Below are 26,820 nucleotides of genomic sequence, written 5' to 3'. Positions count from 1 at the left end.
CGCTGGAGTTGCCGCGCGCGCCCGACCCGCCCCTCAGAAGAGGCGATCGGCCGCCGCGCGGCCGCGCGACGTCGTCACGACGGCGGCCCGCGCGGCAAGGCCCGGAACCGGCGTGCCGCGCGGGCTGTCGTCCTCGTCGTGGCCGTCCAGGCCGTGCACGCGCAGCAGCGGTCGCACCCGTCTGCTCAGCCACGTGCGGTAGCCCTGCGGCGCGTACGCCGCCGCACCCGGATACAGCCCGCGGTACGACGACACGAGCTCGGGATGCTCGCGGTCAAGCCACTGCAGGAACCACGCCTTCGCCCCGGGGCGCAGATGCAGCGCGCCGAACACGACGCGTGCCGCGCCCGCGGCCTTGATCCGCGCGAGCGCGTCGTCGAGCGCCGGGATCGAGTCGGTGAGGTGCGGCAGGATCGGCATCAGGAACACCGTCACCCGGAATCCCGCCTCCGCCGCGGCCTGCACCGTCTGCAGTCGCGCCTGCGCCTTCGGCGTCCCCGGCTCGATGGTGTGCTGCAGCGCGTCGTCGAACACCGCGATCGACATCGCCAGCGACACCCGTACGCGGGAAGCGGCATCCACCAGCTGCGGCAGATCCCGCCGCAGCAGCGACCCCTTCGTGAGGATCGAGAACGGCGTGCCCGACTCGGTCAGGGCGTCGATGATGCCGGGCATCAGCGCGTACCGGCCCTCGGCGCGCTGGTACGGGTCGGTGTTCGTACCCAGCGCCACCGGCTCGTGCGCCCACGACGGCTGGGCCAGCTCGCGCCGCAGCACGTCGACGACGTTCACCTTCACCACAATCTGCGAGTCGAAGTCGTGGCCGGCGTCGAGATCGAGATACTCGTGCGTGCCCCGCGCGAAGCAGTAGACGCACGCATGGCTGCATCCCCGGTACGGGTTCACCGTCCAGTCGAACGGCATCGCCGACGACGCGGGCACCCGGTTCAGGGCGCTCTTGGCGGCCACCTCGTGGAACGTCATCCCGGCGAACTCCGGCGTCGTCACGGAGCGCACCAGGCCGTCCAGGCGCTCGAGTCCGGGCAGGGCGGCGGGATCCGCGACACCCAACTCCTGCCCACGCCACCGCATAGAATAAGTCGAACAGAAATACTAAGCATTGTCAAGATGAGACGGATGAGAATCGAAACCGTGAAAATACCCCTTCGTCATTCCGGCCGATCGGGGGCAGAATAGGCCGGGTGACGGTTCCCGACCCGCACGGTTCCCGCGCGCCATCGAGTCGCCGGGCGCTGCGTGACGCACACCAGCGCGCGGCCGCCCGTCGTGCCGCGGGCGCGGATGAGTCCGTCTCCACCCAGCCGATCGCCATCGTCGGCGAGGCCGCGCGGGCCGGCGACGCGGAGCCGTCCCACCCGCCGATCTTCAAGCCGCCGCCCCCGCCGCTGCGCCCCGGCATGGCTCGCGCCCCGCTCCCGTCGCGCGCGCCGCTGGTCGCCCAGGGCGGGGATGTCGCGGCGCGCCACGCTCGCCGCCGGCATCTCGCCCGCGGGCAGCGACGCTTCGGTGCGCGCATCACGCTGGCCGCGGCATCCGTCGTCGCCCTCGCGGCCGGAACCACCGGCATAGCCATCGCCCTCACTCCGCCCGGCGCCGCTCCGCACGCCGTCGTCACCACCGACGTCATCACGGGGTCGCAGACCGACGCGACTGGAGAAGCGACGGATGCCGCGACGCACTCGCCCACCGCGACGTCGGCCACGCTGGCCGCCGGCGACGTCGACCGCCAGCGGGTGGCCCCGGCATCCCTGCCGCTGTGCGCCTCGCCGAGCTTCACCGCCGCCCTCGCGCGACACGACGACGTCGCGGCGATCGAGGCCGCCGGCGGCGGAGCACGGTTCCGCGACGCCGTCGCGAGCGGGCAGGCCCCCTGCGTGCAGCTGTCGGACCCGACCCGGCTGTGGGTCGTCGTGGACAAGCGCCGCCCCTACCAGCCGATCGACTACGCGCCCGCGCCGCTGAAGCCGGCCGCCGGCGTCCACAGCGTCGAGGGCGACCTGCTGCGCCACGACGCCGCCGACGCGCTCACCCGCATGGTGGGCGCCGCCGCGAAGGCCGGCGTCGGCGAGATTGGGCTGCAGAGCGGCTACCGGTCGTTCGCGACCCAGCAGCGCTCGTACGCGTATCAGGTGGATCTCCGCGGCACGGCCAAGGCCGACCTCGTCAGCGCCCGCCCCGGATACAGCGAGCACCAGTCCGGACTCACCGGCGACCTGGTGGCGTGCACGGCCGGTCGCTGCGGCAGTCTCGACGAGCTTGCCCGTTCCGCCCAGGGCCGGTGGCTCGCCGCGCACGCGTGGGAGTACGGCTGGGTCGTCCGCTACGAGCCCGGCCGCACCGGCGAGACCGGCTACCTGTCCGAGCCGTGGCATCTGCGCTACCTCGGGACCGAGCTGTCCACGGCGTATCGCGCCGGCGGCTTCCACACGCTCGAGGAGTTCTTCGGCCTGCCCGCCGCGCCCGACTATCACCGCTGAACCGCGCGCCGGTTGTGCACTCCCGCGGCGCCGGGCGACGACATCCGTCGTTTCCTTGTCGCTGGTACTGAATACCATCGACCGTGACACTGAATGCCGCGTAGGATCGGGGCACCGGCGGCGCGCTGCGCCCGCCTGACGAAAGACCCGGTGAGAAGAGAGGTTCCGCCTGCCATGGAACGGGAGATCTACGACGAGGACCACGAGGCGTTCCGCGACGTCGTCAAGGAGTTCATCAAGCGCTACGCCACGAACGAGAAGCGCGAGAAGTGGGATGCCGACGGTGAGATCGACCGCGAGACGATGCTCGCGGCGGGCGAGGCCGGCATCCTGGGCCTGTCGGTCCCGGAGGAGTTCGGCGGTGCCGGGATGCTGCAGGACTACCGGTTCCGGGCCGTGGTGCTCGAGGAGACGATCAAGGCGGGCAACGGGTCGCTCGCGGGAGCCCTCGGCATCCAGGACGATCTCGCCATCCCGTACCTCGTGCACATGGGCACGCAGGCGCAGAAGGAGAAGTGGCTGCCGCGGATGGCCACCGGCGAGGTGCTCGGCGCGCTCGCGATGACCGAGCCCGGCGCCGGGTCGGACCTGCGCGGCATCAAGACGACCGCGAAGAAGGTCGACGGCGGATACATCGTCAACGGCGCGAAGACGTTCATCTCCAGCGGCAAGACCGCCGACGTCGTCGTCACGTTCGTGAAAACCGGCTCCGGCAACCGTCCCGACGCGTTCAGCCTCGTGCTGATCGAGAACGGCATGGCGGGCTTCGAGCACGGCAAGAAGCTCAGCAAGGTCGGCTTCCACGGGTGGGACACCGCCGAACTGAGCTTCACGGATGTGTTCGTGCCCGACGAGAACCTCATCGGCGGCGTCGAGGGCAAGGGCTTCGTCCAGCTCATGATGAACCTGCCCCTGGAGCGCCTGTCGATCGGGGTCGCGGCGGCGGCGGCGGCCGAGGCGGGCTTCCTGTGGTCGCTGGAGTACACCACCAGCCGCGAGGCGTTCGGGCAGGCGGTCGCCGACTTCCAGAACACGCGCTTCGCGCTGGCCGACATGGCCACGACCGTCGACGTGCTGTGGGCGTACATCGACCGGGCGATGATGCTGTACAAGGACAGCAGGCTGACGCCCGAAGAGGCCGCGAAGGTCAAGTTCTGGGCCACCGAGCGCGAGTGGGAGGTGCTCGATGCCGGGGTGCAGCTGCACGGCGGCTACGGCTACATGCTGGAGTACCCGATCGCCCGCGCCTGGACCGACGCCCGCGTGCACCGCATCTACGGCGGCACGAACGAGGTGATGCGCGAGATCGTCGCCCGCGAGGTGACCGGCCGCAAGTAGCCGGGGCGCGGCATCCCGTATCTCCCGTACCCGGTGCAGGAGATCGTGGGCGGCGCGCCGGTGACGGATGCCGCTGCCCGGCGTGTCGCGGAGGATCTCCTGCACTGTGCACCGCGCGGGCGCGCCGGGTCACAGCCCCCAGGGGAAGAAAACCCAGAACAGCACGGCCGAGGCCGCCGACAGCAGGATGACGAACACGGTGTCGCGGGTGCGGAACGGCACGGGATGGCGCTCGGTGCGGTCGGGGTAGGCGCCGAACGCGCGCGCGTCCATCGCCAGGGCCACCCGCTCGGCGTGCCGGATGGCGCCCGCCAGCAGCGGCACGACGGAGCCGACGCTGCGGCCGACAGCAGCGATCGGCCCGCGGAGGTGGCCGGCGGCGCGCACGCGGTGCGCCTGGCGGATGATCTCCAGTTCTCGCCGGAACCGCGGCACGAACCGGAACGCGGCGATGGCCGTGTACCCGATCCGGTACGGCACGCGCAGCTGCTGCACGAGCGAGCGGGCGAGGTCCGGGCCGGTCGTCGTGATTCCGGCGATCAGCGCCAGCGCGATGATGGCGGCCAGCCGCAGGCCGGTCGCGATCCCGGTCCACAGCGCGCCGCGCGACAGCGTCCAGTCGCCCAGGCGCAGCAGCGGCACGGTGTCGGCGACGTGGGCGGGGTCGGTCCACAGCGCGAACCCGAGACCCATCGCGGCCGCCAGGACCGGGATCAGCACGAGCATCGACGCGAGCCGCGCCGTCATCCGAGCCCCGACGAGCACTATCGCGTACGCCAGCACGAGGAACGCGACGGGTGTCGCGACGTCGCGGACGAACACGAGCACCACCATCGCCGGGGCAGGCCCCAGCAGCTTGGCAAGCGGGTTCAGCCGGTGCAGGAAGCGCACCGGCGAGGCGCCGGGCGCGTCCGCGTACGGGTCCAGCGGGAGGGATGCCGTGCTCATGCCGGTGCTCCCGCCGCAGACGGCGGGCCGGCGGGCAGCTCCGCCAGTCGCGCGATGCCCTCGAGCTCCGGATGCCGGGTGAGGCCCCGCAGCGCGTCGCACAGCGGCGGCACGCGGAGCCCGGCCGCGGCCACGAGATCTCCGTCGGCGAAGACATCCGCCGTCGGGGCGTCGGCGACCACCCGACCCTCCGCGAGCACTATCGTGCGCATCGCGTACTCGGTCACGAGCTGCATGTCGTGCGTGACCACGAGGACGGTCGTGCCGTCGGCGTTGAGCGCGGCGAGCAGTTCGAGCAGCTCGTCCGCGCGCGCCCGGTCCTGGCCGAACGTCGGCTCGTCCAGGGCGAGCACCGGTGCGCCCGCGATGAGCGCGGTCCCCACCGACAGCCGCCGCTTCTGCCCGCCGGACAGGAGGAACGGGTGCACGTCGGCGCGGGCGGCGAGCCCGAACCGGTCGAGGATGTCGGCAACGCGGGCATCGGCATCCGGCGCGTGCGCGAGCCCGTACGCGAGCTCGTCGCGGACGGTGTGCGCGACGAACTGATGCTCCGGGTTCTGGAACACGAAGCCGATCCGCGAGGCGATCTCGGCGGGCCGCAGCCGCGTGATGTCGTCGCCGCCGATGCGCACCGTGCCGCGCGGCGGCCTGCCGATCCCGGCGATAGCGTGCAGCAGGCTCGTCTTGCCCGCGCCGTTCGCGCCGACGATGGCGACGAACTCGCCCGCCCGCACGTCGAGACTGACGTCGTGCAGCACTTCGGCGCGGCCGCGGCGCAGGGTGAGGCCGCGCACGGCGATGAGGGGGGCGCCGCCCAGACGAGGGGATGCCGCCGAGACGAGGGCCGCCGCGGGCGCGACGTCCTCCGCTCGGCCGAATCCCCTCCGCTCGGCTGCCGCGGGCGCGGGCGCCGCGGGCGCGGGCGCCGCCTCCAGCGCGGCGCGGAGCTCGGCCGGGGTCAGCGGCAGTGGATCCAGCGGATAGCCGGCGCGGCGCAGTTTCAGGGCGGCCAGCGTCGAGGTCGGCAGCCACACGCCGAGCTCCTGCAGCTCGGCCGCCCGGGTGCGGAGGATGTCGCCGGCTGGGCCGTCCGCGATCGTGCGGCCGGCGGCATCCAGCACCACCACCCGGTCCACGAACCCGACCGCCTGGTCGAGGTTGTGCTCGACGAGCACGACGGCGCGGTCGCCGGACGCGACGATGTCGGCGAGCGCGGCGTAGACCTCCTCGACGCCCTGCGGGTCGAGGTTCGCGGTCGGCTCGTCGAGGACGAGCACCGGCGAGCCCAGGGCGAGGGCCGCGGCGATGGCGAGCCGCTGGCGGCCGCCGCCGGACAGTGCGTCGGGATTCTCCGCGCGCCGGTCCCACAATCCGACGCGGCGCAGCGCCGTCTCGGTGCGGCCGAGCACCTCCGCGACCGGCAGCCGCAGGTTCTCCGGCCCGAACGCGACCTCGTCCAGCACCGTGCCGGTGACCAGCTGCGCGTCCGGGTCCTGGAACACCATGCCCACGCGCGTGGACAGCTGCGCGACCGGGGTTGATGCCGCATCCAGCCCCATCACACTGACGGATCCCTGCACCTCGGCCGGCACCGCCTGCGGGATGAGCCCGTTGAGAGCGAGCGCGAGCGTCGACTTCCCGGAACCGCTCGGACCCAGCAGCAGCACGACCTCGCCGCGGCGCACCTGGAAGGAGGCGCCGGCGGGGGTGAACAGCTCCTCGCCGTCGTGGCGGACGGCGAGGTCGTGCACGCGCAGCAGCGGCGTGTCCACCATCAGCGCGGGATCGCGCGGCGCCCGACGCCGGCCTGACGCAGCGCCGCGCCGACGGCGAGGCCGATCCCGGTCCAGGCCACCGGGCCCAGCACCGCGCAGACGAGATACGCGATCTGCGCCCACAGCGGCAGGGCGGTGAGGTTCACGACGAGCCCGACGACCACGGCGACCAGCACACCGATGACCACGGCGGAGATGAAGAAGCGCCACGCCCGCCAGACGCGATACCGGGTGACGGCGGCGACGAGCTCCTGGATGCCGCCGAACAGCAGCGCGGTGCCGAGGAATCGGCCCGCCCACTGCGGCGCCATCGCGCTGGCCACGAGCGCGGCCAGCACATGCGCGAGCAGCGCGACCCACGGCATCCGCAGCGTCTCCTGCGCGATGATGCCGGGGATGACGTGCGCGCCGAGCACGAACCCGTAGACGATCGGAGCCAGGATGATCACGCCCGGCGTGATCCATCCCGCAACGGCGCCGAGGATCCCGCTGGCGACGCCGATGGCCGCGCACACCAGCAGCACGCGAGTCGACAGGGCGGCGGGAGCGGGCATCGAGTCAGTCTAACGGCGGGTGCGGCTGCCCTCAGGGGGCGGGCCAGGCGACGCGCAGACCGTCCACGTCGTGCTCGTGCAGGTACTTCTGCACGACCGGGCACGTCGGCACAATCGTCTCGCCGCGCGCGGCGATGTCATCCAGCGCGCCGGCGACGAGAACGGATGCCAGGCCCCGGCCGCGGAACGAGGGGATCACGACGGTGTGCGGCATGTGCAGGCGGCCCTGCGCATCGGGCCGGATCTCGGTGTAGCCGGCGAGCTCGCCGTCGACGGACAGCGTGTAGCGGTCGTTGTCGTCGTCGCGGGTGACGGTGGGTCCGGTCATCGGGGCTCCTGTTCTTCCTGCCTCTTCTTCCTGCGACCAACGTACGGGGCGCGCGCCGTGTTCCGCGAGACGACGTCCGGCCCCGCGCGGTGGGCCGGACCGGGTGGGGCAGACTCGAGGGGTGGACCCCTCTCTTCTCGAACGCCTCGCGGGTGCCGACGCCGACGGCGTGTACGACGGGTTCGTGCGGTGGGCGGCCGAACGGGGACTGACGCTGTATCCCGCGCAGGATGAGGCCGTGATCGAGCTCGTCTCGGGGGCGAACGTGATCCTGTCCACCCCGACCGGCACCGGCAAGTCGCTCGTGGCCGTCGCCGCGCACGCGGCGGCCGTGGCATCCGGGAGGCGCACGTTCTATACCGCGCCGATCAAGGCGCTCGTCAGCGAGAAGTTCTTCGCGCTCGTCGAGATCTTCGGGGCGCCCAGCGTCGGCATGGTCACCGGGGACTCGTCGGTGAACGCGGATGCGCCCATCGTGTGCTGCACGGCCGAGATCCTCGCGAACATGGCGCTGCGCCAGGGCGCGGACGCCCCGGTGGACCAGGTCGTGATGGACGAGTTCCACTTCTACGGCGACCCCGACCGGGGCTGGGCGTGGCAGGTGCCGCTGCTGCTGCTGCCGCGGGCCCAGTTCCTGCTGATGTCGGCCACGCTCGGCGACGTGTCCGCGATCGCCGCGGACCTGTCCCGCCGCACCGGGCGGCCGACCGCGCAGGTCACCGGGGTCGAGCGGCCGGTGCCGCTGCACTTCTCATACGAGATCCGGCCGGTGCACGAGGTGCTCGAGCTGCTGCTGGCCGACCGCGAGGTGCCCGTGTACATCGTGCACTTCTCGCAGGCGGCCGCCGTGGAGCGGGCGCAGGCGCTGTCGAGCATGAAGATCGCGTCGCGGAAGCAGCGTGATGCCATCGCGGAGGCGCTCGGCGAGTTCCGCTTCTCGACCGGGTTCGGCAAGACGCTGTCGCGGCTCGTCCGCGCCGGCATCGGCATCCATCACGCCGGGATGCTGCCGCGGTACCGCCGGCTCGTGGAGACGCTCGCGCAGCGTGGCCTGCTGCGCGTCATCTGCGGCACCGACACGCTCGGCGTCGGCATCAACGTCCCGATCCGCACGGTCGTGGTCACCGAGCTCGCGAAGTTCGACGGCACCCGGATGCGGCAGCTGTCGGCCCGTGAGTTCCACCAGGTCGCGGGGCGGGCCGGACGCGCCGGGTATGACCCGTACGGGAACGTCGTGGTGATGGCGCCGGAGTGGGAGATCGAGAACGCGGCGGCGCTCGCGAAGGCCGCCGACAACCCCGCCAAGCGCAAGAAGATCGTGCGCAAGAAGGCGCCGACCGGGACCGTGAACTGGGGGAAGGGCTCGTTCGAGCGGCTCGTGGATGCCACGCCCGAAGCGCTCGTCCCGCAGCTGCCGCTGACCGCGGCGATGCTGATCAACGTGATAGCCCGCGGCGGCGATGTGTTCGGCCACGTGCGCTCGCTCGTGTTCGACAACCATCAGACGCGTGCGCAGCAGCTCGCGCTCGCGCGACGCGCGCTGGCGATCTTCCGCACGCTGCGCGACGCCGGAATCGTCGAGGTCGGCCCGTCCGGCGGTTCCGCCGAGGCGAGGGCTTTCCACCCGGAGGAGGGCGAAACCGGAGGGGATGCCCTCCCCTCGACGGAATCCCCTCGTCTCGCGGGAGCGGAGGGCGTCGCTCGCGCGGGCGACCGCGCCGCCATCCGGCTCACCGTCGACCTGCAGCCGAACTTCGCGCTGAACCAGCCGCTGTCCCCGTTCGCGCTGGCCGCGATAGCGCTGCTGGATCCGGATGACGCACCCGGCGCCGCCGGCACCGGACACTACGCACTCGACGTGGTGAGCGTGATCGAGGCGACGCTGGACGATCCGCGGGCGATCCTGTCGCAGCAGGAGTTCGCGGCCCGCGGCGAGGCCATGGCCGCGATGAAGGCCGAGGGCCTGGACTACGACCAGCGCATGGACGCGCTGGAGGACGTGACGTATCCGAAGCCCCTCGACGAGCTCCTGCGGCAGTCGTACGAGGTGTTCGCGTCGAGCCAGCCGTGGGTGCGCGACTTCGCGCTCGCACCGAAATCCGTCGTGCGCGACATGTTCGAGCGGGCCATGTCGTTCGCCGAATTCGTGTCGTTCTATCGGCTCGCCCGCAGCGAGGGCCTCGTGCTGCGGTACCTGTCCGACGCGTACCGCGCTATCCGGCAGACAGTGCCGCTGGAGGCCCGGACCAGCGAGCTGCTGGACGTGATCGAGTGGCTCGGCGAGCTCGTGCGGCAGGTGGACTCGAGCCTTGTCGACGAGTGGGAGCAGCTCGTGCATCCGACCGCCGCGTCCGACGAGCCGATCGTGCCGCCGGCGCCGCCGTCGGTGGTCGCGAACCATCGCGCGTTCACGGTGCTGGTGCGCAATGAGCTGTTCCGGCGCGTGCAGCTGGCGGCGCTGCAGCGCGACGACGACCTCGTCGAGCTGGATCCGGATGCCGGGTGGCCGGACGCGCTAGACGCGTACTTCGCCGAGCACGACGCTGTCGGCGTCGACGGCCGCGCGCGCTCGCCGCGGCTGTGCGCCATCGAGGAGGAGCCCACCGTGTGGCGAGTGGAGCAGACGATCGACGACCCAGCCGGGAACCACGACTGGCGCATCCGCGCCGTTGTCGACCTCGACGAGTCGGCGGAGGTGGGGGCGGCGGTCGTCCGGGTCACCGAGGTGGTCCGGCTGTGACCGCCGCGGCGTCGCACGACGGGGGCGCGGGAGGGGACCGGTGTCCGCGCCCGCGGCTAACGTGGAGGGGGTGAGCATCCCCGCCGGCGACCCCTACGCAGACATCGTCTGGGACGATGCGGCCGTACCGCCCGACGACGAGACTCCGCCCGAGGACGACGGGTGGATGCCGCCGCCCGACATCCACGTCCCTGAGCGAGCGCGAGCGGCCGCCGCATCCGCCACCGCGGCATCCACGGCCGGTCCGCGCCGCGACTTCGCCGGCACCGACCCGCTCGCGGTACTGCACGAGGTGTACGGGTACGACGCGTTCCGCGGCGACCAGGCGGCGATCATCGCACAGGTCGTGGCCGGCGGGGACGCGGTCGTGCTGATGCCGACCGGCGGCGGCAAGTCCGTCACGTATCAGGTGCCGGCGCTCGTGCGGCCCGGAACGGGCCTGGTCGTGAGCCCGCTGATCGCGCTGATGCACGACCAGGTGGAGGCGCTGCTCGCCAACGGCGTGCACGCGGCGTACCTCAATTCGACCCAGACGCCTCCCGAACGCGCGGCCGTCGAGCAGGCGTACCTGGACGGCGAGCTCGATCTGCTCTACGTCGCGCCCGAGCGGCTCAACCTGTCGCAGACCACGGCGCTGCTGCAGCGCGGCACCCTCAGCGTCATCGCGGTCGACGAGGCGCACTGCGTGTCGCAGTGGGGCCATGACTTCCGTCCCGACTATCTCGCGCTGGGCGACCTCGCCGAGCGGTTCCCCGGTGTCCCGCGGATGGCGCTGACGGCGACGGCGACCCGTGCGACGCACCGCGAGCTGACCCAGCGGCTGCGGCTGCCGGACGCCGCGCACTTCGTGGCGAGCTTCGACCGGCCCAACATCCAGTACCGGATCGAGCCCAAGGTCGACCCACGGCGGCAGCTCCTGCAGTTCATCCACACGATGCCCGCCGGAGCGGCCGGGATCATCTACGCGCTCAGCCGCAAGAGCGTCGAGCAGACGGCGGAGTACCTGCGCGGCCAGGGCATCGATGCGCTCGAGTACCACGCCGGGCTGGATGCCGCGACGCGCGCACGGCACCAGTCCCGGTTCCTGCGTGAGGACGGCGTGGTCATGGTCGCGACGATCGCGTTCGGCATGGGCATCGACAAGCCCGACGTGCGCTTCGTCGCGCACATCGACCTGCCGAAATCCGTCGAGGGCTACTACCAGGAGACCGGTCGCGCCGGCCGCGACGGCGAGCCGGCGGTGGCGTGGATGGCGTACGGCCTCGGCGATGTCGTGCAGCAGCGCCGGTTCATCGATTCCTCGCCCGGCGACCGGACCTACAAGATGCGGCTGGGGCAGCATCTGGATGCGATGCTGGCGCTGTGCGAGACGGTGGGATGCCGCCGCCAGAACCTCCTCGAGTACTTCGGCGAGACATCCGGCCCGTGCGGGAACTGCGACACGTGCCTGCAGGCGCCACAGACGTGGGACGGCCTCGTGCCGGCGCAGAAGCTGCTGTCCACCATCGTGCGGCTGCAGCGCGAGCGCGGGCAGGCGTACGGCGCGGGGCACCTCATCGACATCCTGCGCGGCGCGTCCACGGAGCGGATCGTCCGGTTCGGCCACGAGCGGCTGGCGACGTACGGCCTGGGCGCCGATCTCTCGGATCAGGACTGGCGCAGCGTGGTACGGCAGCTGCTGGCGCGCGGGCTCCTGGTCGCGAAGGGCGAATACGGGACGCTCGCGCTGAGCGAGGCCTCGGCCGGTGTGCTGCGCGGCGAGACCGACGTGCCGCTGCGCCGCGACGTGCTGGGCCGCGGGGGGTCGTCGTCGCGCGTGCGCAAGGCGGCGGCATCCGACGCCGTGGATCCGGCCGATCGCGACCTGTTCGAGGCGCTGCGCAGCTGGCGCGGCGAGCAGGCCAGGGAACAGGGCGTGCCCGCCTACATAGTGTTCGGGGATGCGACGCTGCGCGCGCTCGCGGAGCACCGCCCCGGATCGCTCGAGGAGCTGGACGGCATCACCGGTATCGGCGCGAAGAAGCGCGAGGCGTACGGCGAAGCCGTGATCGGCGTGATCGCCGCGCACTCCTGACACGGCGCGCGCGGGGCCTCCCGCCGGACGCACCCACTCCCTAGGCTGAGGCCCAGGCCGACGACGGCCGCCACCGGACGAGGGGGTTCGACGATGGGCCTGAGCAACATCGAGATCGCGCAAGCCGCGCAGCTTGACCCGATCGGACAGATAGCGGCGAGGCTGGGCATTCCCGAGGATGCCGTGGTCCCTTACGGCACGACGAAGGCGAAGATAGCTCTGCCGTACCTGCACGAGATCGCCGACCGGCCTCAGGGACGGCTGATCCTGATGACAGGCACCTCGCCGACACCGGCCGGCGAAGGCAAGAGCACGACGGTCGTCGGCCTCGGCGACGCGCTGACCCGCCTCGGCGAGAAGGCGATGATCTGCCTGCGCGAACCGGCACAGGGGCCTGTGTTCGGCATGAAGGGCGGCGCGTGCGGCGGCGGGTACGCCCAGGTCGTGCCGATGGAGGACATCAACCTGCACTTCACCGGCGACTTCGCCGCTATCGCCGCCGCCGCGAACCTGCTCGCCGCCCTGATCGACAACCACATCCACCACGGCAACGCGCTGGGCATCGACGTCCGCCGCATTACATGGCGGCGTGCGCTCGACGTCAACGACCGCGCTCTGCGCGACATCGTGGTCGGGCTGGGCGGCACGGGCAACGGGTACCCGCGCCAGACCGGCTTCGACATCGTCGTGGCCAGCGAGGTGATGGCGATCTTCTGCCTGGCCACCGGCATCGACGACCTCAAGCGCCGCCTCGGCGAGATCGTCGTCGCGCAGACGCGGGACCGCGCGCCGGTCCGCGCCCGCGACCTGAACGCGCATGGCGCGATGGCCGCGCTGCTGCGCGACGCGCTGGCCCCCAACCTCGTGCAGACCATCGAGCACACGCCCGCGTTCGTCCACGGCGGGCCGTTCGCGAACATCGCGCACGGCTGCAACTCGTACCTGGCCACGAGCTCGGCGCTCCGGCTCGCCGACTACGTGATCACCGAGGCCGGGTTCGGCGCGGACCTCGGCGGCGAGAAGTTCGTCGACATCCTGTGCCGCTCCACCGGGCTGCGCCCGTCGCTCGCGGTCGTGGTGGCAACGGTGCGGTCGCTGAAATACCAGGGCGGGGTGGATGTCGCGGATCTGCCGCGCGAGGACGTCGCGGCGGTGGAGCGCGGCCTCGTGAACCTGGAACGGCATCTGCACATCGTCCGCGACGTCCTCGGCCTTCCCGCGGTCGTCGCCGTCAACCACCGCGCGGAGGACGGCGATGCCGAGATCGCGGCGCTGATCGCGGCGTGTGAGCGGCTCGGCGTGAGCGTGTCGGTGGCGACCCACTTCGCCGACGGCGGCGCCGGCGCCGAGGATCTGGCCCGGAAGGTGATAGCGGTATGCGCGCAGCATCCGGATCCCGGCGAGCCCACCTACACGTACCCGTCCGACGCGAGCCTGTGGGACAAGATGACGGCGATCGCCACGCGCATCTACGGGGCGGCGGGCGTGACCGCCGACGCCGCGGTGCGCGCGCAGATCCAGCGCCTGCAGGACGACGGCTACGGCGACCTGCCGGTGTGCGTGGCGAAGACGCAGTACTCGTTCTCCACGGACCCCTCCGCGCTCGGCGCGCCCGACGGTCACACCGTCAACGTGCGCGAGGTGCGGCTGGCCGCCGGTGCGCGCTTCGTGGTGATGATCTGCGGCAGCATGATGACGATGCCGGGGCTGCCGGCGCGGCCGGCGGCGGCATCCATCGATGTCGACGACGACGGGCGGATCACCGGACTCTTCTGAGAGTGGGATGCCGCACCCGCAGCACCCACACGTTGTACGTGAGCTCGCCGCCGCGCCACGGCTCGGTGCCGGACCCGACGTGCGTGAAACCCGCACCCCGGCACAGCGCGTTCGAGGCGGGGTTGTCGACGCCCGGATACGCGACCAGCAGGTCACGGTCGCCGCGCGCGACGACCCGCTCGATCAGCATCCGCAGCGCCTCGCGGGCGACGCCGCGGCCCTGGAACTCCGGCAGCGTGTTCCACCCCGTCTCGTACGCCGGCGTCCCCTCGTGGTCGACCTGCCAGAAGCCGATGCCGCCGGCGGGCTCGCCGTCCACCTCGACGCGGAACATCTCGGCTTCCCCTGCCGCTCGCAGCCGCAGGTATCGCTGATTGCGCTCCACCAGCTGCTGGGCGGTCTCCGGTCCGCCGAGATACCGGGTCATCGCGGGTGTGTTGGCGCGCTCGAGCAGCGGCAGGTCCGTCTCGGCCCAAGCCTCGAGTGTCACGCGCATTGTCCGATTCTCGCCCGAGCCGCCGACATCGGTGTGGACTGCGCACAATGACGGTGGGCCGCCCCCGCGCCCGATATTGTCGAACATGCCCAATCGGTTTCCCTCGCCGTTGGAGGAGTCCTACGGTCGAGGAGATTCCCCGGAAAGGTGAGCCATGGTCGACGTCGTCCGCACGAAGAAGCCCTCCACGCACAGACACACCCCCGCCGGCGGCGCGCCCACGGCGCCGCGCACCGTCGAGGAGGCCCGACGCACCGACGCGGCCGAGCCGCGCATCGACGTCGCCGCGGTGACCGACCTGCTCCTGGGCACCTGGGCGGATGCGCGCCGCGCCGCGCGCGAGATGATCAAGGACGAGGCGTTCTGGCAGATCCCCGGCCAGCCGATGGCGGAGCACCGCGCGCGCGTGTACGGGCAGCTGCGGCGGTTCGTGGAGTCCGGTGCCTCCGGGCGGGCGTTCCCGAAGGAGTACGGGGGGCACAACGACAACGGCGCGAACCTGGCCTCGTTCGAAGAGCTCGTGCTCGCCGATCCCAGCATGCAGATCAAGGCCGGGGTGCAGTGGGGACTGTTCGGCTCGGCCATCCAGCAGCTGGGGACGAAGCCGCACCACGACAAGTGGCTGGACGCGGTGCGGACGCTGGAACTGCCCGGCGCTTTCGCGATGACGGAGATCGGGCACGGGTCGGATGTCGCGGCGATCGGCACGACCGCCACGTACGACCCCGCGACCTCCGAGTTCGTCATCCACACCCCGTTCCGCGCGGCCACGAAGGAGTTCCTCGGCAACGCCGCACTGCACGGGCGCGCCGCCACGGTGTTCGCGCAGCTGATCACCGGCGGGGTGACCTACGGTGTGCACTGCTTCTTCGTGCCGATCCGCGACGAAAACGGACGCGACCTGCCGGGCGTCACCACGGAGGACGACGGCGTCAAGGGGGGCCTGAACGGCATCGACAACGGGCGGATAGCGTTCGCGAACGTCCGCATCCCGCGCGAGAACCTCCTCAACCGCTACGGCGACGTCGCCGCCGACGGCACGTACTCCAGCGACATCCCGAGCCCCGGCCGCCGCTTCTTCACGATGCTCGGCGCCCTCGTCCAGGGACGCGTGTCACTCGACGGGGCCGCCACGACCGGGGCCGCGCTCGCCGAGTACATCGCCGTGACATACGCGAACCAGCGCCGCCAGTTCGACTCCGGGACCGGCACCGACGAGGTCGTGCTCCTCGACTACGGCAAGCACCAGCGGCGGCTGCTGCCGCGGCTCGCGCAGACGTACGCGCAGTTCTTCTCGCACGACCAGCTGCTGCGCCGATTCGACGGCGTCTTCAGCGGCGCGAAGGACACCCCCGATGAGCGCGAGGACCTGGAGACGCTCGCCGCCGCGCTCAAGCCGCTGGCCACCTGGAACGCGCTGGACACCATCCAGGAATGCCGCGAGGCGTGCGGTGGCGCCGGCTTCATGGCCGAGAACCGCCTCGTCGGTCTGCACCACGACCTCGACGTGTACGCCACGTTCGAGGGCGATAACAACGTGCTGCTGCAGCTGGTCGGCAAGCGCCTGCTGAGCGATTTCGCCGCCCGGTTCACGCGCAAGGATGCCGCGGCCCTGGCCCGGTACGCGGTGGGCCAGACCGCCGGCAGGATCTTCCACGGTGCGGGGCTGCGCCAGCTCGGCCAGGCCGTCGCGGACTTCGGCTCCACCGCCCGATCGGTCGAGCTGGGGCTGCGCGCCGAGCAGCAGCATGAACTGCTGGCCGGACGTGTCGAGCAGATGGTGACGGATCTGGGGATCGCCCTGCGCCCGGCGTCGACGCTGTCGCCGGCCGAGGCCGCCGCCCTTTTCAACGAGCACCAGAGCGAGCTCATCGAGGCCGCCCGCGCGCACGGCGAGCTGCTGCAGTGGGAGGCGTTCGCCGAGGCCGTCGCCGGGATCGAGGATGCCGACACCCGGCAGGTCCTCACCTGGCAACGCGACCTGTTCGGGCTGTGGCTGATCGAGAAGCATCTCGCGTGGTATCTCATCGGCGGGCGGCTCTCCGCCCAGCGGGCGGCATCCGTCACCCGGTACATCGACCGGCTCTGCGCGCGGCTGCGCCCGCACGCTCAGGATCTCGTCGACGCTTTCGGCTTCGCCCCGGAGCACGTCCGCGCGCCGATAGCATCGGGCGCCGAGCAGCAGCGGCAGGACGAGGCGCGCGCCCACTACGCCGCGCTGGAAGCCGCGGGCGCCGCGCCGATCAGCGAGAAGGCGCTTCGCAAGCGGCAGAAGGAGCCGGTGCGGGATGCCGCGCCGCGCGGCCGGATAGTCTGACCGGGTGACGCGCAGCGCTGATGTCGTGACCGGTGCGGACCGCCGCGCCCGCTGCCGGTGGGCGGCCGGCGACGCCGAGTACGCCCGCTACCACGACGAGGAGTGGGGCACGCCGCTGCACGGCGACCGCGCGCTGTACGAGAAGCTCGCCCTCGAGGGGTTCCAGGCCGGGCTGTCGTGGATCACCATCCTGCGCAAGCGCCCCCGGTTCCGCGAGGTGTTCGCGGGGTTCGACCCGGCCGTCGTCGCCGCATTCGGGCACGACGATGTGGAGCGCCTGATGACGGATGCCGGGATCATCCGCAATCGCGCGAAGATCGAGGCCACGATCGGCAACGCACGCCTCGTGACAGAGATGGACGACGGCGAACTGGACGCCCTGATGTGGTCGTTCGCGCCGCCGCCGGGCAGGCCTCGTCCGTCCGGCTTCGCCGACATCCCCGCGGTCACTCCCGAATCCACGGCGATGAGCGCCGCGCTGCGCCGTCGCGGTTTCCGCTTCGTCGGCCCGACGACCCTCTACGCGCTCATGCAGTCATCGGGAATGGTCGACGACCACGTGGAAGGGTGCTGGCGCGCGCACTAGCGCCCGCGCGCGGGCCACGGAAGGATCTGCATGCTGTTCGCCACCCGACGGGCCGCGCGATGCGCGGGCCAGCTCGTGGCGCTCCTCGCGGTGACGGCGATGCTCGGCGGCACGCTCGCGGTCAGTGCGGTCCTGGCCGAACGGTTCGTCGACGACGGGACCGCCCGGCTCGTCGCCCACGCCGACCCCGCCGATCGCAGCATCGTCGTGGACGCCCCCGCGGATTCCCACGCGCGGCGAGCGGTCGACACGGCGGTGGCCCGCTCCTTCCGTGGCACCGCCGTCACCGTCGTGCGCACGCTGCAGGCCACGGCCACCGCGGACACCGTGATCGGCTCGGTCCTGCTCCTGACCGACGACGGCATCGCCGATCACGCCGTACTGCTCGCCGGCGCCTGGCCGAGCGATGACGCCGAGATCGCCGTCGCCGCGCCCGCCGCCGCGCGGTCGGGTATCGCCGTCGGCGATGCCCTGACCGTCGGCGGCACGCGGGTGGTCGTCACCGGCGTATGGCAGGCGACGGATGCCGCGGCCACAGCTTGGGCGGGGGTCCCCGCCGTCGCCTCCGGACGACAGGGTGGCGCGGTGGGCCCGTTCGTCGCCGAGGAGTCGCTCGTCACCCGGACCGGCGCCCGCGCTCGGTGGACGGTCAGCGCCGCCGACCGGGTGACCGCCGCCGATATCTCCGGGTACCGCGCCGGCATCGTCCGATTGCAGGCGGCGCTCGACGACATCGAGGGACTCGGCGGCCGGATCACCGGCGGGTGGGATGCCACCCTCACGCGCGCCGCGTCGGCCGCCGCCGTCGCGCGAGGCATGCTGGGCGTGCCGCTGGCACTGGTGGTCGCCGTCGGTCTGCTGGCCCTCGGCGTGCTGGGCCATGCGGGGGGACGCCGGCGCGCCGGCGACATCCTCGTCCTGCGAGCGCGCGGTGTCTCCCGCACCGCCGTCGTCACCGAGACGGCGGGGATCGCCGGCGCCGTCGTGTTGGCCGCCGCGGTGTCCGCCTCGGGCGCTGCGCTCGCCGTCGGAGCGGATCTGGGCGCGGCGCTCGGCATCCCCGGGATCGTAGCCGTCGTGGCGGCCGTGCTCGTCACCACCGTCATGGCGGCCGGATCGCTGGCCACGCCCCGGCCCCGCGGCGATGTCGGCCGCCGCGCTCTCGCCGGTATCGCGGGTGCTCTCGCCCTGACCGTCGTGCTCGCCGTCGTCGCCGTGGCGCAGCTGCTCACCTCCGGACTCCTGCGCGACGCGCAGGCGGATGCCGCCGCCGCGGCGGCCCCCGCGCTGACGCTCATCGCCGCGGCGCTGGCCTCCGCGCTGCTGGCGGGGCCCTGTGCCATGATCACCGAGAGGGCGGTCAGCCGCGGCCGCTCCCTCTCCCCGACGCTGGCACTGCGCCGCGTCGCACGGCAGTCGGCCGTCGTCGTCGCGGGTGTGCTCAGTCTGAGCCTGGCCGCCGGCGGTCTCGCGTTCGCACTGTCGGCGACCGCGCGCACCGCGGCGATCGTCGAGGCGGATGTCCGCCACGCCGTCGGCGCCGACGTGCGCGCCGTGTACGATCGCTCGCCGATCGTCGACGCAGGGCATCCCGCCGTCTCGGCGGCGGCGGTGCCCGGCATCCACGCCGCTGCGGCTTTCGTCTCGCCGGCGACGGCGGGGGACGTACCCGCGACGCTGGTCGGGCTCGCGGCGCCTCGGCTGGGCGCCGGGGCGGACGTGTCCGCCAGCGAGCTCGGCCCGGCGCTACCGCTCGCACTGGACGGGGCCGTGGACCTGACGGTGGCCGCTGCGATGGCTCAAGCCGGCGGCTGGCCGGGCGGGATGCTCACGGTATCGGCGTGGCTCGTCGACCGGGACGGTGCCGCTCGCACGCAGGAGGTCGGCGTCGCCCGGGTCGACGGGAAGCCGCACCGCCTGCGCGCCGACGTGCCGGCGGGGCTCTCGCTCGCCGCCGTCGAGGTGTCCGCGGCGTCCGCACCGGGAACCGTCGGCGTGCAGGTCGCCGTCCGCGGCATCTCCACGCCGCTCTCGCTGACGGTCGACCCTCCGTCCGGCCGTGCACGCGGGCTGACCGTCACGGGCCTTACCGAAGAGGCGCCGGTCGTCGTCACGCGCTCCCTCGCCGAGCGGCTCGCGCTCACGCCGGGCGCGTCGGTCTCGGTGGGCTTGGGCACCCTCGCCCAGCCGCTCGCCGGACGCGTGGTCGCCGTGCGCGACTGGCTCCCCGGCATCGGCACGGTTCCCGGCGTAGCCGTGGACCTCGACGTCCTCGTGGCCCGGGCGCTTCAGGCCGGCGGATCGGTCCCCGCCGCGGGCGAGCTGTGGGCCGACACGACGGACATCCCCGTAGCGGCGGCAGTGCTGCGCGCCGTCGCCGAGCAGCCGGTGCGCGTGCTCACCGCCGACGCGGTCGGGACCGCCGCCGTCATCGGACCGGTGTTGGGGCTGGCGGCCGCAGGCGCCGGCGTCGTCGCCGTGCTGGCGCTGGTGGCGTTCGCGGCCGTCACCGTGGGCGTGGTCGGCGCCCGCCGCGATGAGGCTGTGCCGCTGCGAGCGTTCGGCTTCACCGCCGCGCGGATGCGCGTCACCGCGGTCCTCGAGCTGGGCGGTGCCGGTGCGTTCGCCGTGGTCTGCGGCGTCGCCGCGGGACTCGCGGTCGCGGTGTGGCTGGGGCCGGCGCTGACGGCCGCCGCAGCGGTCGGAGGCGTGTCGTGAGCGCGCGACGGGCCGGTGGCATCCGCGTCGTCCTGCGTGCCGCGGCCACGGCGCCGGTCGCGTCGACGGTCGTGGCCGTGCTCGTCGCCCTCGTGTCGTTTGCAGGGGCAGCGCTCCCCGCTGTTCTCGACGACGCTCGCACGGCCACCGTGCACCGAGCGCTCAGCGGACTGCGGGCCGACGTGCTCGACCCCACCGCGAAGGTGCGGGGACTGCCGACCGCGGGGGGCGGCTCCGCCGACGCCGGGCTCGGCCACCTCGCCGACACGTGGGGAGGCACCGTGTCGCAGCTGCGGCGCGTCCACGACCGGCTGCCGCAGCCGCTGCACGGTGTGCTCGGCGACCCGCAGGTGTACATCACCCTCGACGGGACCGCCGCCAGCCCGGAGGACGGATCCCCGCGACCCGCCAACAGGATCGAGATCACCCTCGACCCGCTGTACGCGTCGCGCATCCACATCGTCGACGGCGCCCTCCCGCGGCCGGTCGGCGACGGCGCGCGGGTCGTGCAGATAGCGCTGTCACGGGAGGCGGCCGATGTGCTGGCCTGGCCGGTCGGGGAGCGCCGGACAGTGCGCTATCCGTCCGACCCGATGACCGTCGTGCTGTCCGGGATCTACGAGGCGCGGGATGCCGCGGATGCGGCCTGGCGGCATCAGCGCACCGGGCTGTACCCCGACATCGAGCAGACCGGTCTGGGCAACCCCATCCACTTGGCGATGGCGTACGCCGCGCCGCAGCTGCTGCCGGGGCTGGGCCCGTGGGTGAGCGACGCCGGGACGACGACGTGGATGCCGCTTCGCACCGATCGCATCGACGGGCCCGAGGCGGCGGCGCTGGCCGCGCAGCTGCGCGGGTTCGCCGCCACGCCGCTGTCGTTCGATGTCCGCGCCGCGAGCTGGTTCACGCAGGCCCTCAGCTTCCGCAGCTCGGCGCCGCAGCTGCTCGAGGCGGGAGCCGCACGCGGCGATGCGATGGGTGCGCTCGTCGCGCTCGTCGCGATCGGCCCGCTGACCGTCGCCATCGCGGCGATCGCCATGACGGGACGGATGCTGACCTTCCGTCGGCGCGGCATCGTGCGCCTGGCCCGAGCTCGTGGCGCGTCGGTCGGCCGCCTGAGGGCACTGCTGTCGGGCGAGGGCCTGATCCTCGGGATGATCGGTGCGGGCGCCGGAGCGTTCGCGGCGGCCGTCACGACCGGGTGGGCCGGCCCGGTCTCTCTCGCGGTGCCCGCCCTCGCGGCGGTCGCCCCCGCCCTGGCGGCGATGTTCGCCGGTGTGTCGGCGGCCGCGCGCATCGCCCGGATCGACCTCGGTGTCGGCGACGGCCCCGTCCGCCGCCGACGTCTGTTCATCGAGGGTGGGATCGCTCTGGGGGCCGGTGCGATCCTCGTCGCCGCCGTCGCCCGGTCCGACCCCCGGGCGGACGCCGCACCCGTGCTGCTGGCCGCCCCCGTCGCGGTCTTCGCGGTCGGATGCATCCTGGTCCTCCGTCTGGTCCCGCCCGCGATCCGGGGGGTGGGACGGCTCATGCTGCGCGACCGCGGCGTGATGGCCGTGCTGGGCCCCGCCCACGCCGCGCGCGGCCGCACCCTCCCGGTCATCCCGGTCCTCGCATCGCTCGTGTGCCTGGCCACCGCTCTGTTCGCTGGCGTCGCATCGGCGACCGTGGCCGCCGGCATCCAGTCCACCGCTCAGAGCCGGACCGGCGCCGACCTGCGCGTGACCGCTTCGCAGGTGGGAGCGGAGGCGATCGCCGCCGTCCGCGCCATCCCGGGCGTGCGCACCGTCGCCCCGGTCTACGCCGACGTACAGGTTCCTGCGCGCGGCACCGCGCAGTGGATGACGGTGACCGTCCTTGCGGTCGACCCGGCTGAGTTCGCGGCCGTGCAGCACGGCATACCGGGTGCGCTCCGGCTGCCCGGCGGCGTCCGCGGCACCGACGGCGAGGACGTGCCGGCCGTGGCGTCGGAGGCCGTGGCCCGGTCGGTCGGCGACGGTAGCCTCGAGATCCACGGCACCGGCGTGCACGTGCTCGGCACGGCGGCTTCGCTCGCGTTCGCGTCCACCTCCCGCTGGATCGTCGTCGACCGGGTGAATGCCCCGCGGCTCATCGGTCCCACGGCGACCGTGCACACCCTGCTGGTGGCGCTGGAGTCCGACGCGGATGCCGTCGCGGTGGCATCCGCCGCGACCGCAGCCGTCGGCGCCGGTGCTGCCGCGGTCGTCCCGGCGCAGGTGGCCGCCGACATCGCCGACGATCCGGCCCTGCAGACGGTGCGGCTGTCGCTGTGGGCGGCTCTGGCCGCGGTCGTGGTACTGCTGGTCCTGTCGGCATCCATGACGCTGCTGCGGGGGGCGCCCGAGCGCGGGCGTGTCCTCGGGCTGCTCGCCGCTCTGGGCTATCCGCGCCGCCGCGGACTGCCGCTCGCCGCCTGGGAGGTGGGGCCCGCGCTGCTGCTGGCCCTGCCGGTGGGCATGGTCGCCGGCTGGGCGCTGTCGCCGCTGCTGCTGTCCGGGGTAGACCTGACCCGGTTCGTGGGCGGCAGCGCGCAGCCGGCGATCCTGGTGCCGGCGTGGATGCCGTGGGCCGTCGGCGGCGGCTTCCTGCTCGTCGCCGTCGCCGCGGTCGCTGCAGCCGCCGCGGTGGCGGCGCGGGTGACGGCGGCGATGGCGTTGCGACGTATCGACGAGGAGGGCGAGACGTGATCCGGAGGAGGACACCGTGGCTGACGCGCCGGAAATAGCATGTGAGGCGCTGGTGCGCATCTATACCGCGCAGGGGGTGGAGGTGCAGGCCCTGCAGGGACTCGATCTGAGCGTGCAGCGGGGCGAGATGGTGGCGCTGGTCGGCGCGTCCGGATCCGGCAAGTCGACTCTGCTGAACATCCTGTCCGGGTCGGACACGCCCAGCGCCGGCCGCGCACGCGTGGCCGGGCACGACGTCGTGGCGATGCGCGGCCGCGAGCGGCTCGAATACCGGCGCCGGTGCGTCGGCTTCGTGTGGCAGCAGTCCGGCCGGAACCTCCTGCCGTACCTGACCGCCCGCGAGAACATCGGCATGGTGTTCGCGGTGGCCGGGGTGATCGAGCGTCGCCGCCGCGCGGCGCGGGCCCGCGACCTGCTGGACCTGCTCGGCGTCGCGGAGGTCGCGGACCGGCGCCCCGCGCAGCTGTCCGGTGGGCAGAAGCAGCGGGTCGCGATCGCGGTCGCTCTCGCCAACGCGCCCCGGGTGCTGTTGGCCGATGAGCCCACCGGTGAGCTCGACGAGGTCACCGGCGCGGAAGTGCTGGCCGCGATGGAGGCGGTGAACCGGGAGCACGCCGTGACGACGCTCGTCGTCACCCACGATCCCGCGGTCGCCGAGCACGTCGATCGAACGGTGCGCATCCGCGACGGACGCACCGCCACCGAGACGCTGCGCACGACGCGGACCGACGAGGCGGGCCGCCAGGTCCGCACCGCCGCCGAATATGCGGTGCTGGACCGTGCGGGACGGATGCAGCTGCCGACCGAGTACGTCGACGCGCTCGAGCTGCGCGATCGGGTGCGGCTGTCGCTGCGCGCCGACCGGATCGAGGTGCGGCCCGGATCGGCTGCATCCGAGGAGGACGCGTCATGACCGTGCTCGAGGCCGTCGGACTGGTCCGCACCTATCGGACGCCCGCGGGAGAGGTGGCCGCCGTCCGCGGAGTCGACCTCGCCGTCGCCGCCGGCGAGCTCGTCGCGGTCCGCGGCCGGTCGGGGGCCGGCAAGACCACGCTGCTCACGATGCTCGGCGGACTGGACGCCCCCACCGCCGGCACCGTGCACATCGACGGGACGGACCTGTACGGCCGCGACGGGCAGGCATCGCTCGGCGTGCGCGTGGCGTCGGTCTTCCAGGGGTTCGGGCTGGTGCCGATCCTGTCCGCGGCAGAGAACGTGGAGGTGCCGCTGCGGATCCGGCGCGTGCCGGCGTCGGAGCGGGAGCGACGTGTCGCGGCGGCTCTGGACGCCGTGGGTCTGGCCGATCATATCCGCCAGCGACCGGCCGAGCTCTCCGGTGGACAGCAGCAGCGGGTGGCGATCGCCCGCGCCCTGGTGGCCGCGCCGGCGGTGCTGCTGGCGGACGAGCCGACCGGACAGCTGGACTCCGAGACCGGCGCGCAGATCATGGAGCTGATCGCCCGGCTCGTCCATGATCAGGGCACGGCGGCGGTGGTGGCGACGCACGACCCCGCAATGCTGGCACGCGCCGACCGCGTCCTCGAACTCCACGACGGTCGCCTCGCGCAGACGGCACCGGAGAATTAGCGCCCGGTGTCGAAAAGGTGCCGCCCCTCATGGCTGAGCACCTTCACGACCACGCCGCGGCGATGCAGCGCCGCCACTGTGCGGGTCTCCTCGTCGATGTCGCGTCCGAGCGCGTGGATGCTGGCGACCACGAGCACATCTCCGCGGCGCAGCGTCCCGAACAGGCGGACAAGCCGCTCCTCCCACGACTCCAGCGTCTCCGGTGCGGGATGCCGGAACCCCTCGATCGGGACGCCGAACCGGGTCAGGTCCTCGCGCTGCTGGATGATCGACGGCATGTCCTCCCGCGCGACGACGAGCCCGACCAGACGTGAGCCGGCCGGCCGCGCCTGCCACCAGTCGCGGTCGCGCTGCAGCTCGACGAAGCACTCCGGGCAGGCGGAGGCCGCGTGCGGCAGCGGGAGCGAACCGGTCTCGTTCATCCCTCTATTGTGGCCCGTCCGCTCCCTCGCCGACGGATCCGGCGCTATATGCCGAAAGCGGCATTCCTCCGCAGGGGCGTGTGCACGCTAACGTATCCCCATGACGTTCAATGAGAATGCGAACGTCGGGGAGAGCAAGGCTCGCCGCCGCGGACCACGGATCGCCGCGGCCGGCGGCGGGGTCGCCGGGCTCGGCGTTCTGGCCGTGCTGCTGTTCAACCTGCTGACCGGCGGGGACCTCTCCTCGCTGCTGGGCGGCGGAACCGCGCAGCCGTCCGACGGCAGCGCCGTCGAGGGCTGTCAGACCGGCGCCGACGCGAACCGCGACGACACGTGCCGGCTGTCGGCGACCTCGGTGGTCCTCGACGACTTCTGGTCGAGTGTCGTCAGCGGCTACCAGGGCCCCGGGCTCACGATCGTCGGCGGGTCTGCGGCCACGCCGTGCGGAACCGCGTCCAACGCCACCGGCCCGTTCTACTGCCCGACCGACGAGACGGTGTACATCGACCCCTCGTTCTTCGACATCCTGCAGCAGCAGTACGGCGGCAGCGGCGGCCCGCTCGCCCAGATGTACGTGCTCGCACACGAGTACGGGCACCACATCCAGAACATCACCGGCATCATGCAGCAGCATCCCGCGAACGGCACCGGGCCGACCAGCAACGGGGTGCGCACCGAGCTGCAGGCGGACTGCTTCGCCGGTGCCTGGGTCGCGGATGCCGCCGAGCAGACCGACGCGCAGGGCGTGCACTACCTGAAGGAGCCGACACCGGATCAGATCCGGCAGGCGCTCAGCGCCGCGGCGGCCGTCGGCGACGACCACATCCAGCGGCAGGCGGGCGCCGCGGTCTCCCCCGAGACCTGGACGCACGGCTCAAGCGCACAGCGCGAGCGCTGGTTCACGACCGGGTACCAGGGCGGCGTCGAGGCCTGCGACACGTTCGCGGCCCGGGCGGGCGAGCTGTGAGCGGACCCGCCCTCCTGGAGGACATCCTCTACCCGCCCCTCGACCCGTATGACAGCGGGATGCTGCTGGTCGGCGACGGCAACCGTGTGTACTGGGAGCAGTCGGGCAACCCCGACGGAAAGCCGGTCGTGTTTCTGCACGGCGGGCCCGGCAGCGGCAGCGCCGATTGGCACCGCCGGTTCTTCGACCCGGCGGTCTACCGGATAGTGCTGCTGGACCAGCGCGGCTGCGGCCGGTCGACCCCGCACGCATCAGTGCCGGACGCCGACCTCCGCCACAACACCACGTGGCATCTGGTGGCCGACCTCGAACTGCTGCGCAAGAACCTCGGGATCGACGCGTGGCAGGTCTTCGGCGGGTCGTGGGGCAGCACCCTGGCGCTCGCGTACGCGCAGGCGTATCCCGCCGCGGTGACCCAGCTCGTGCTGCGCGGCGTGTTCACGCTGCGCCGCCACGAACTGGAATGGTTCTACGAGGGCGGCGCGGCGGCTCTGTTCCCCGACCTGTGGGAGGACTTCGTCGCGCCGATCCCGGTGCTGGAACGGACCCGCATGATCGAGGCCTACCACCGCCGGCTCAGCGACCCGGACCCCGCCGTGCACCTCCCGGCCGCCGTGGCCTGGAGCCGCTGGGAGGCTTCCACGCTGACCCTGCTGCCGGACCCCGACCGGGTGGCCGAGGCGACCGAGCCGGAGCACGCCGTCGCGTTCGCACGCATCGAGAACCACTTCTTCCTGCACGGCGGGTGGCTCCGGGAGGGTCAGCTGATCCAGGACATCGCCGCGCTGCGCGACATCCCGGCCGTGATAGTGCAGGGCCGATACGACGTGTGCACCCCCGCGATGACCGCGTGGGACCTGCACCGCGCGTGGCCGGAGGCCGAGTTCGTCATGGTGCCCGACGCCGGTCACTCCGTCAGCGAGCCGGGCATCGCCCGTGCGCTGCGGGCGGCCACGGACCGGTTCGCGGCGCTGTGAGCTGAGCCGGC

General features: G+C 73.0%; 20 protein-coding genes. 13 read left to right on the top strand and 7 right to left on the bottom strand.

The genetic code is table 11. The features are described 5' to 3' along the window. Positions 1-33 precede the first annotated feature (33 nt). Positions 34-1,092: an Rv2578c family radical SAM protein gene (locus GH740_RS02640; RefSeq protein WP_153744506.1), complete on the bottom strand. Its 1,059-nt coding sequence runs from the start codon at positions 1,090-1,092 to the stop codon at positions 34-36. Positions 1,093-1,202: 110 nt separating this feature from the next. On the opposite strand from GH740_RS02640, the gene GH740_RS14180 reads away from it, so the two are divergent. Together GH740_RS14180 and GH740_RS02630 are read left to right on the top strand one after the other, a co-directional pair. Further along, positions 1,203-2,498 (top strand): M15 family metallopeptidase, encoded by a 1,296-nt coding sequence (locus GH740_RS14180; RefSeq protein ID WP_153744505.1) that lies wholly within the window; start codon positions 1,203-1,205, stop codon positions 2,496-2,498. A gap of 174 nt (positions 2,499-2,672) precedes the next feature. Next, the gene (locus GH740_RS02630) at positions 2,673-3,836 is read left to right on the top strand and encodes an acyl-CoA dehydrogenase family protein (RefSeq protein WP_153744504.1); all 1,164 of its coding nucleotides are present in this window, start codon (positions 2,673-2,675) and stop codon (positions 3,834-3,836) included. Positions 3,837-3,965: 129 nt separating this feature from the next. Here the strand turns inward: GH740_RS02630 and GH740_RS02625 are convergent, their stop codons facing one another. Genes GH740_RS02625 through GH740_RS02610 form a run of 4 tightly spaced genes read right to left on the bottom strand, consistent with a single transcriptional unit; the run spans position 3,966 to position 7,441 of the window. Further along, positions 3,966-4,784, bottom strand: coding sequence for an energy-coupling factor transporter transmembrane protein EcfT (locus tag GH740_RS02625; protein ID WP_153744503.1), 819 nt, complete (start codon positions 4,782-4,784; stop codon positions 3,966-3,968). Continuing rightward, on the bottom strand, positions 4,781-6,559 hold the full coding sequence (locus tag GH740_RS02620; protein WP_153744502.1) for an ABC transporter ATP-binding protein: 1,779 nt from the start codon (positions 6,557-6,559) through the stop codon (positions 4,781-4,783). The genes GH740_RS02625 and GH740_RS02620 overlap by 4 nt, the downstream gene beginning before the upstream one ends. Next, on the bottom strand, positions 6,559-7,113 hold the full coding sequence (locus GH740_RS02615; protein ID WP_153744501.1) for an ECF transporter S component: 555 nt from the start codon (positions 7,111-7,113) through the stop codon (positions 6,559-6,561). Before GH740_RS02615 ends, GH740_RS02620 begins: the two co-directional genes overlap by 1 nt. A 31-nt stretch (positions 7,114-7,144) precedes the next feature. Further along, on the bottom strand, positions 7,145-7,441 hold the full coding sequence (locus tag GH740_RS02610) for a GNAT family N-acetyltransferase (RefSeq protein WP_153744500.1): 297 nt from the start codon (positions 7,439-7,441) through the stop codon (positions 7,145-7,147). A gap of 121 nt (positions 7,442-7,562) precedes the next feature. Between GH740_RS02610 and GH740_RS02605 the strand changes: the two genes are divergently transcribed. From GH740_RS02605 to GH740_RS02595, 3 genes are all read left to right on the top strand, one after another. Further along, positions 7,563-10,181 (top strand): DEAD/DEAH box helicase, encoded by a 2,619-nt coding sequence (locus GH740_RS02605; RefSeq protein WP_367640400.1) that lies wholly within the window; start codon positions 7,563-7,565, stop codon positions 10,179-10,181. Between the two features lie 70 nt (positions 10,182-10,251). Further along, positions 10,252-12,255 carry a DNA helicase RecQ gene (recQ, locus tag GH740_RS02600; RefSeq protein ID WP_367640398.1) on the top strand — a complete coding sequence of 668 codons (2,004 nt, stop codon included), beginning with the start codon at positions 10,252-10,254 and terminating at the stop codon, positions 12,253-12,255. A gap of 93 nt (positions 12,256-12,348) precedes the next feature. Next, positions 12,349-14,031 carry a formate--tetrahydrofolate ligase gene (locus GH740_RS02595; protein ID WP_153744498.1) on the top strand — a complete coding sequence of 561 codons (1,683 nt, stop codon included), beginning with the start codon at positions 12,349-12,351 and terminating at the stop codon, positions 14,029-14,031. Here GH740_RS02595 and GH740_RS02590 read toward each other — a convergent pair. Further along, on the bottom strand, positions 14,015-14,527 hold the full coding sequence (locus GH740_RS02590) for a GNAT family N-acetyltransferase (protein ID WP_153744497.1): 513 nt from the start codon (positions 14,525-14,527) through the stop codon (positions 14,015-14,017). The genes GH740_RS02595 and GH740_RS02590 overlap by 17 nt on opposite strands. 154 nt (positions 14,528-14,681) lie before the next feature. Between GH740_RS02590 and GH740_RS02585 the strand changes: the two genes are divergently transcribed. Genes GH740_RS02585 through GH740_RS02560 form a run of 6 tightly spaced genes read left to right on the top strand, consistent with a single transcriptional unit; the run spans position 14,682 to position 24,443 of the window. Then, positions 14,682-16,844: an acyl-CoA dehydrogenase gene (locus GH740_RS02585; RefSeq protein ID WP_153744496.1), complete on the top strand. Its 2,163-nt coding sequence runs from the start codon at positions 14,682-14,684 to the stop codon at positions 16,842-16,844. Positions 16,845-16,869: 25 nt separating this feature from the next. Further along, positions 16,870-17,430, top strand: coding sequence for a DNA-3-methyladenine glycosylase I (locus GH740_RS02580; protein ID WP_367640683.1), 561 nt, complete (start codon positions 16,870-16,872; stop codon positions 17,428-17,430). Between the two features lie 30 nt (positions 17,431-17,460). Continuing rightward, positions 17,461-20,148 carry a hypothetical protein gene (locus tag GH740_RS02575; protein ID WP_153744495.1) on the top strand — a complete coding sequence of 896 codons (2,688 nt, stop codon included), beginning with the start codon at positions 17,461-17,463 and terminating at the stop codon, positions 20,146-20,148. Next, a complete protein-coding gene (locus tag GH740_RS02570) occupies positions 20,145-22,856 on the top strand; it encodes an FtsX-like permease family protein (RefSeq protein ID WP_153744494.1) in 2,712 nt (903 codons plus the stop codon). The genes GH740_RS02575 and GH740_RS02570 overlap by 4 nt, the downstream gene beginning before the upstream one ends. A gap of 16 nt (positions 22,857-22,872) precedes the next feature. Then, positions 22,873-23,769: an ABC transporter ATP-binding protein gene (locus tag GH740_RS02565; RefSeq protein WP_367640394.1), complete on the top strand. Its 897-nt coding sequence runs from the start codon at positions 22,873-22,875 to the stop codon at positions 23,767-23,769. Continuing rightward, entirely contained in the window at positions 23,766-24,443 is a 678-nt protein-coding gene (locus GH740_RS02560) for an ABC transporter ATP-binding protein (RefSeq protein ID WP_153744493.1), read from the top strand. The genes GH740_RS02565 and GH740_RS02560 overlap by 4 nt, the downstream gene beginning before the upstream one ends. Here the strand turns inward: GH740_RS02560 and GH740_RS02555 are convergent. Next, on the bottom strand, positions 24,440-24,865 hold the full coding sequence (locus GH740_RS02555) for a recombinase family protein (RefSeq protein ID WP_153744492.1): 426 nt from the start codon (positions 24,863-24,865) through the stop codon (positions 24,440-24,442). The two genes, GH740_RS02560 and GH740_RS02555, sit on opposite strands and share 4 nt — an antisense overlap. 100 nt (positions 24,866-24,965) lie before the next feature. On the opposite strand from GH740_RS02555, the gene GH740_RS02550 reads away from it, so the two are divergent. Then, positions 24,966-25,832, top strand: coding sequence for a neutral zinc metallopeptidase (locus GH740_RS02550; protein WP_153744491.1), 867 nt, complete (start codon positions 24,966-24,968; stop codon positions 25,830-25,832). Continuing rightward, on the top strand, positions 25,829-26,809 hold the full coding sequence (gene pip / locus GH740_RS02545) for a prolyl aminopeptidase (protein WP_367640391.1): 981 nt from the start codon (positions 25,829-25,831) through the stop codon (positions 26,807-26,809). The genes GH740_RS02550 and pip overlap by 4 nt, the downstream gene beginning before the upstream one ends. Positions 26,810-26,820 lie beyond the last annotated feature (11 nt).

It is taken from the genome of Microbacterium sp. SYP-A9085, from assembly GCF_009649635.1.
Lineage (GTDB): Bacteria > Actinomycetota > Actinomycetes > Actinomycetales > Microbacteriaceae > Microbacterium.
This window is presented reverse-complemented; position numbering and strand designations above follow the sequence as displayed.

What these genes read in the sequence shown, in the direction of transcription:
- GH740_RS02640 (WP_153744506.1), bottom strand. Translation starts at nt 1,092, where the DNA reads ATGCGGTGGCGTGGGCAGGAGTTGGGTGTCGCGGATCCCGCCGCCCTG.
- GH740_RS02630 (WP_153744504.1), top strand. Translation starts at nt 2,673, where the DNA reads ATGGAACGGGAGATCTACGACGAGGACCACGAGGCGTTCCGCGACGTC.
- GH740_RS02625 (WP_153744503.1), bottom strand. Translation starts at nt 4,784, where the DNA reads ATGAGCACGGCATCCCTCCCGCTGGACCCGTACGCGGACGCGCCCGGC.
- GH740_RS02620 (WP_153744502.1), bottom strand. Translation starts at nt 6,559, where the DNA reads ATGGTGGACACGCCGCTGCTGCGCGTGCACGACCTCGCCGTCCGCCAC.
- GH740_RS02615 (WP_153744501.1), bottom strand. Translation starts at nt 7,113, where the DNA reads ATGCCCGCTCCCGCCGCCCTGTCGACTCGCGTGCTGCTGGTGTGCGCG.
- GH740_RS02610 (WP_153744500.1), bottom strand. Translation starts at nt 7,441, where the DNA reads ATGACCGGACCCACCGTCACCCGCGACGACGACAACGACCGCTACACG.
- GH740_RS02595 (WP_153744498.1), top strand. Translation starts at nt 12,349, where the DNA reads ATGGGCCTGAGCAACATCGAGATCGCGCAAGCCGCGCAGCTTGACCCG.
- GH740_RS02590 (WP_153744497.1), bottom strand. Translation starts at nt 14,527, where the DNA reads ATGCGCGTGACACTCGAGGCTTGGGCCGAGACGGACCTGCCGCTGCTC.
- GH740_RS02585 (WP_153744496.1), top strand. Translation starts at nt 14,682, where the DNA reads ATGGTCGACGTCGTCCGCACGAAGAAGCCCTCCACGCACAGACACACC.
- GH740_RS02575 (WP_153744495.1), top strand. Translation starts at nt 17,461, where the DNA reads ATGCTGTTCGCCACCCGACGGGCCGCGCGATGCGCGGGCCAGCTCGTG.
- GH740_RS02560 (WP_153744493.1), top strand. Translation starts at nt 23,766, where the DNA reads ATGACCGTGCTCGAGGCCGTCGGACTGGTCCGCACCTATCGGACGCCC.
- GH740_RS02555 (WP_153744492.1), bottom strand. Translation starts at nt 24,865, where the DNA reads ATGAACGAGACCGGTTCGCTCCCGCTGCCGCACGCGGCCTCCGCCTGC.
- GH740_RS02550 (WP_153744491.1), top strand. Translation starts at nt 24,966, where the DNA reads ATGACGTTCAATGAGAATGCGAACGTCGGGGAGAGCAAGGCTCGCCGC.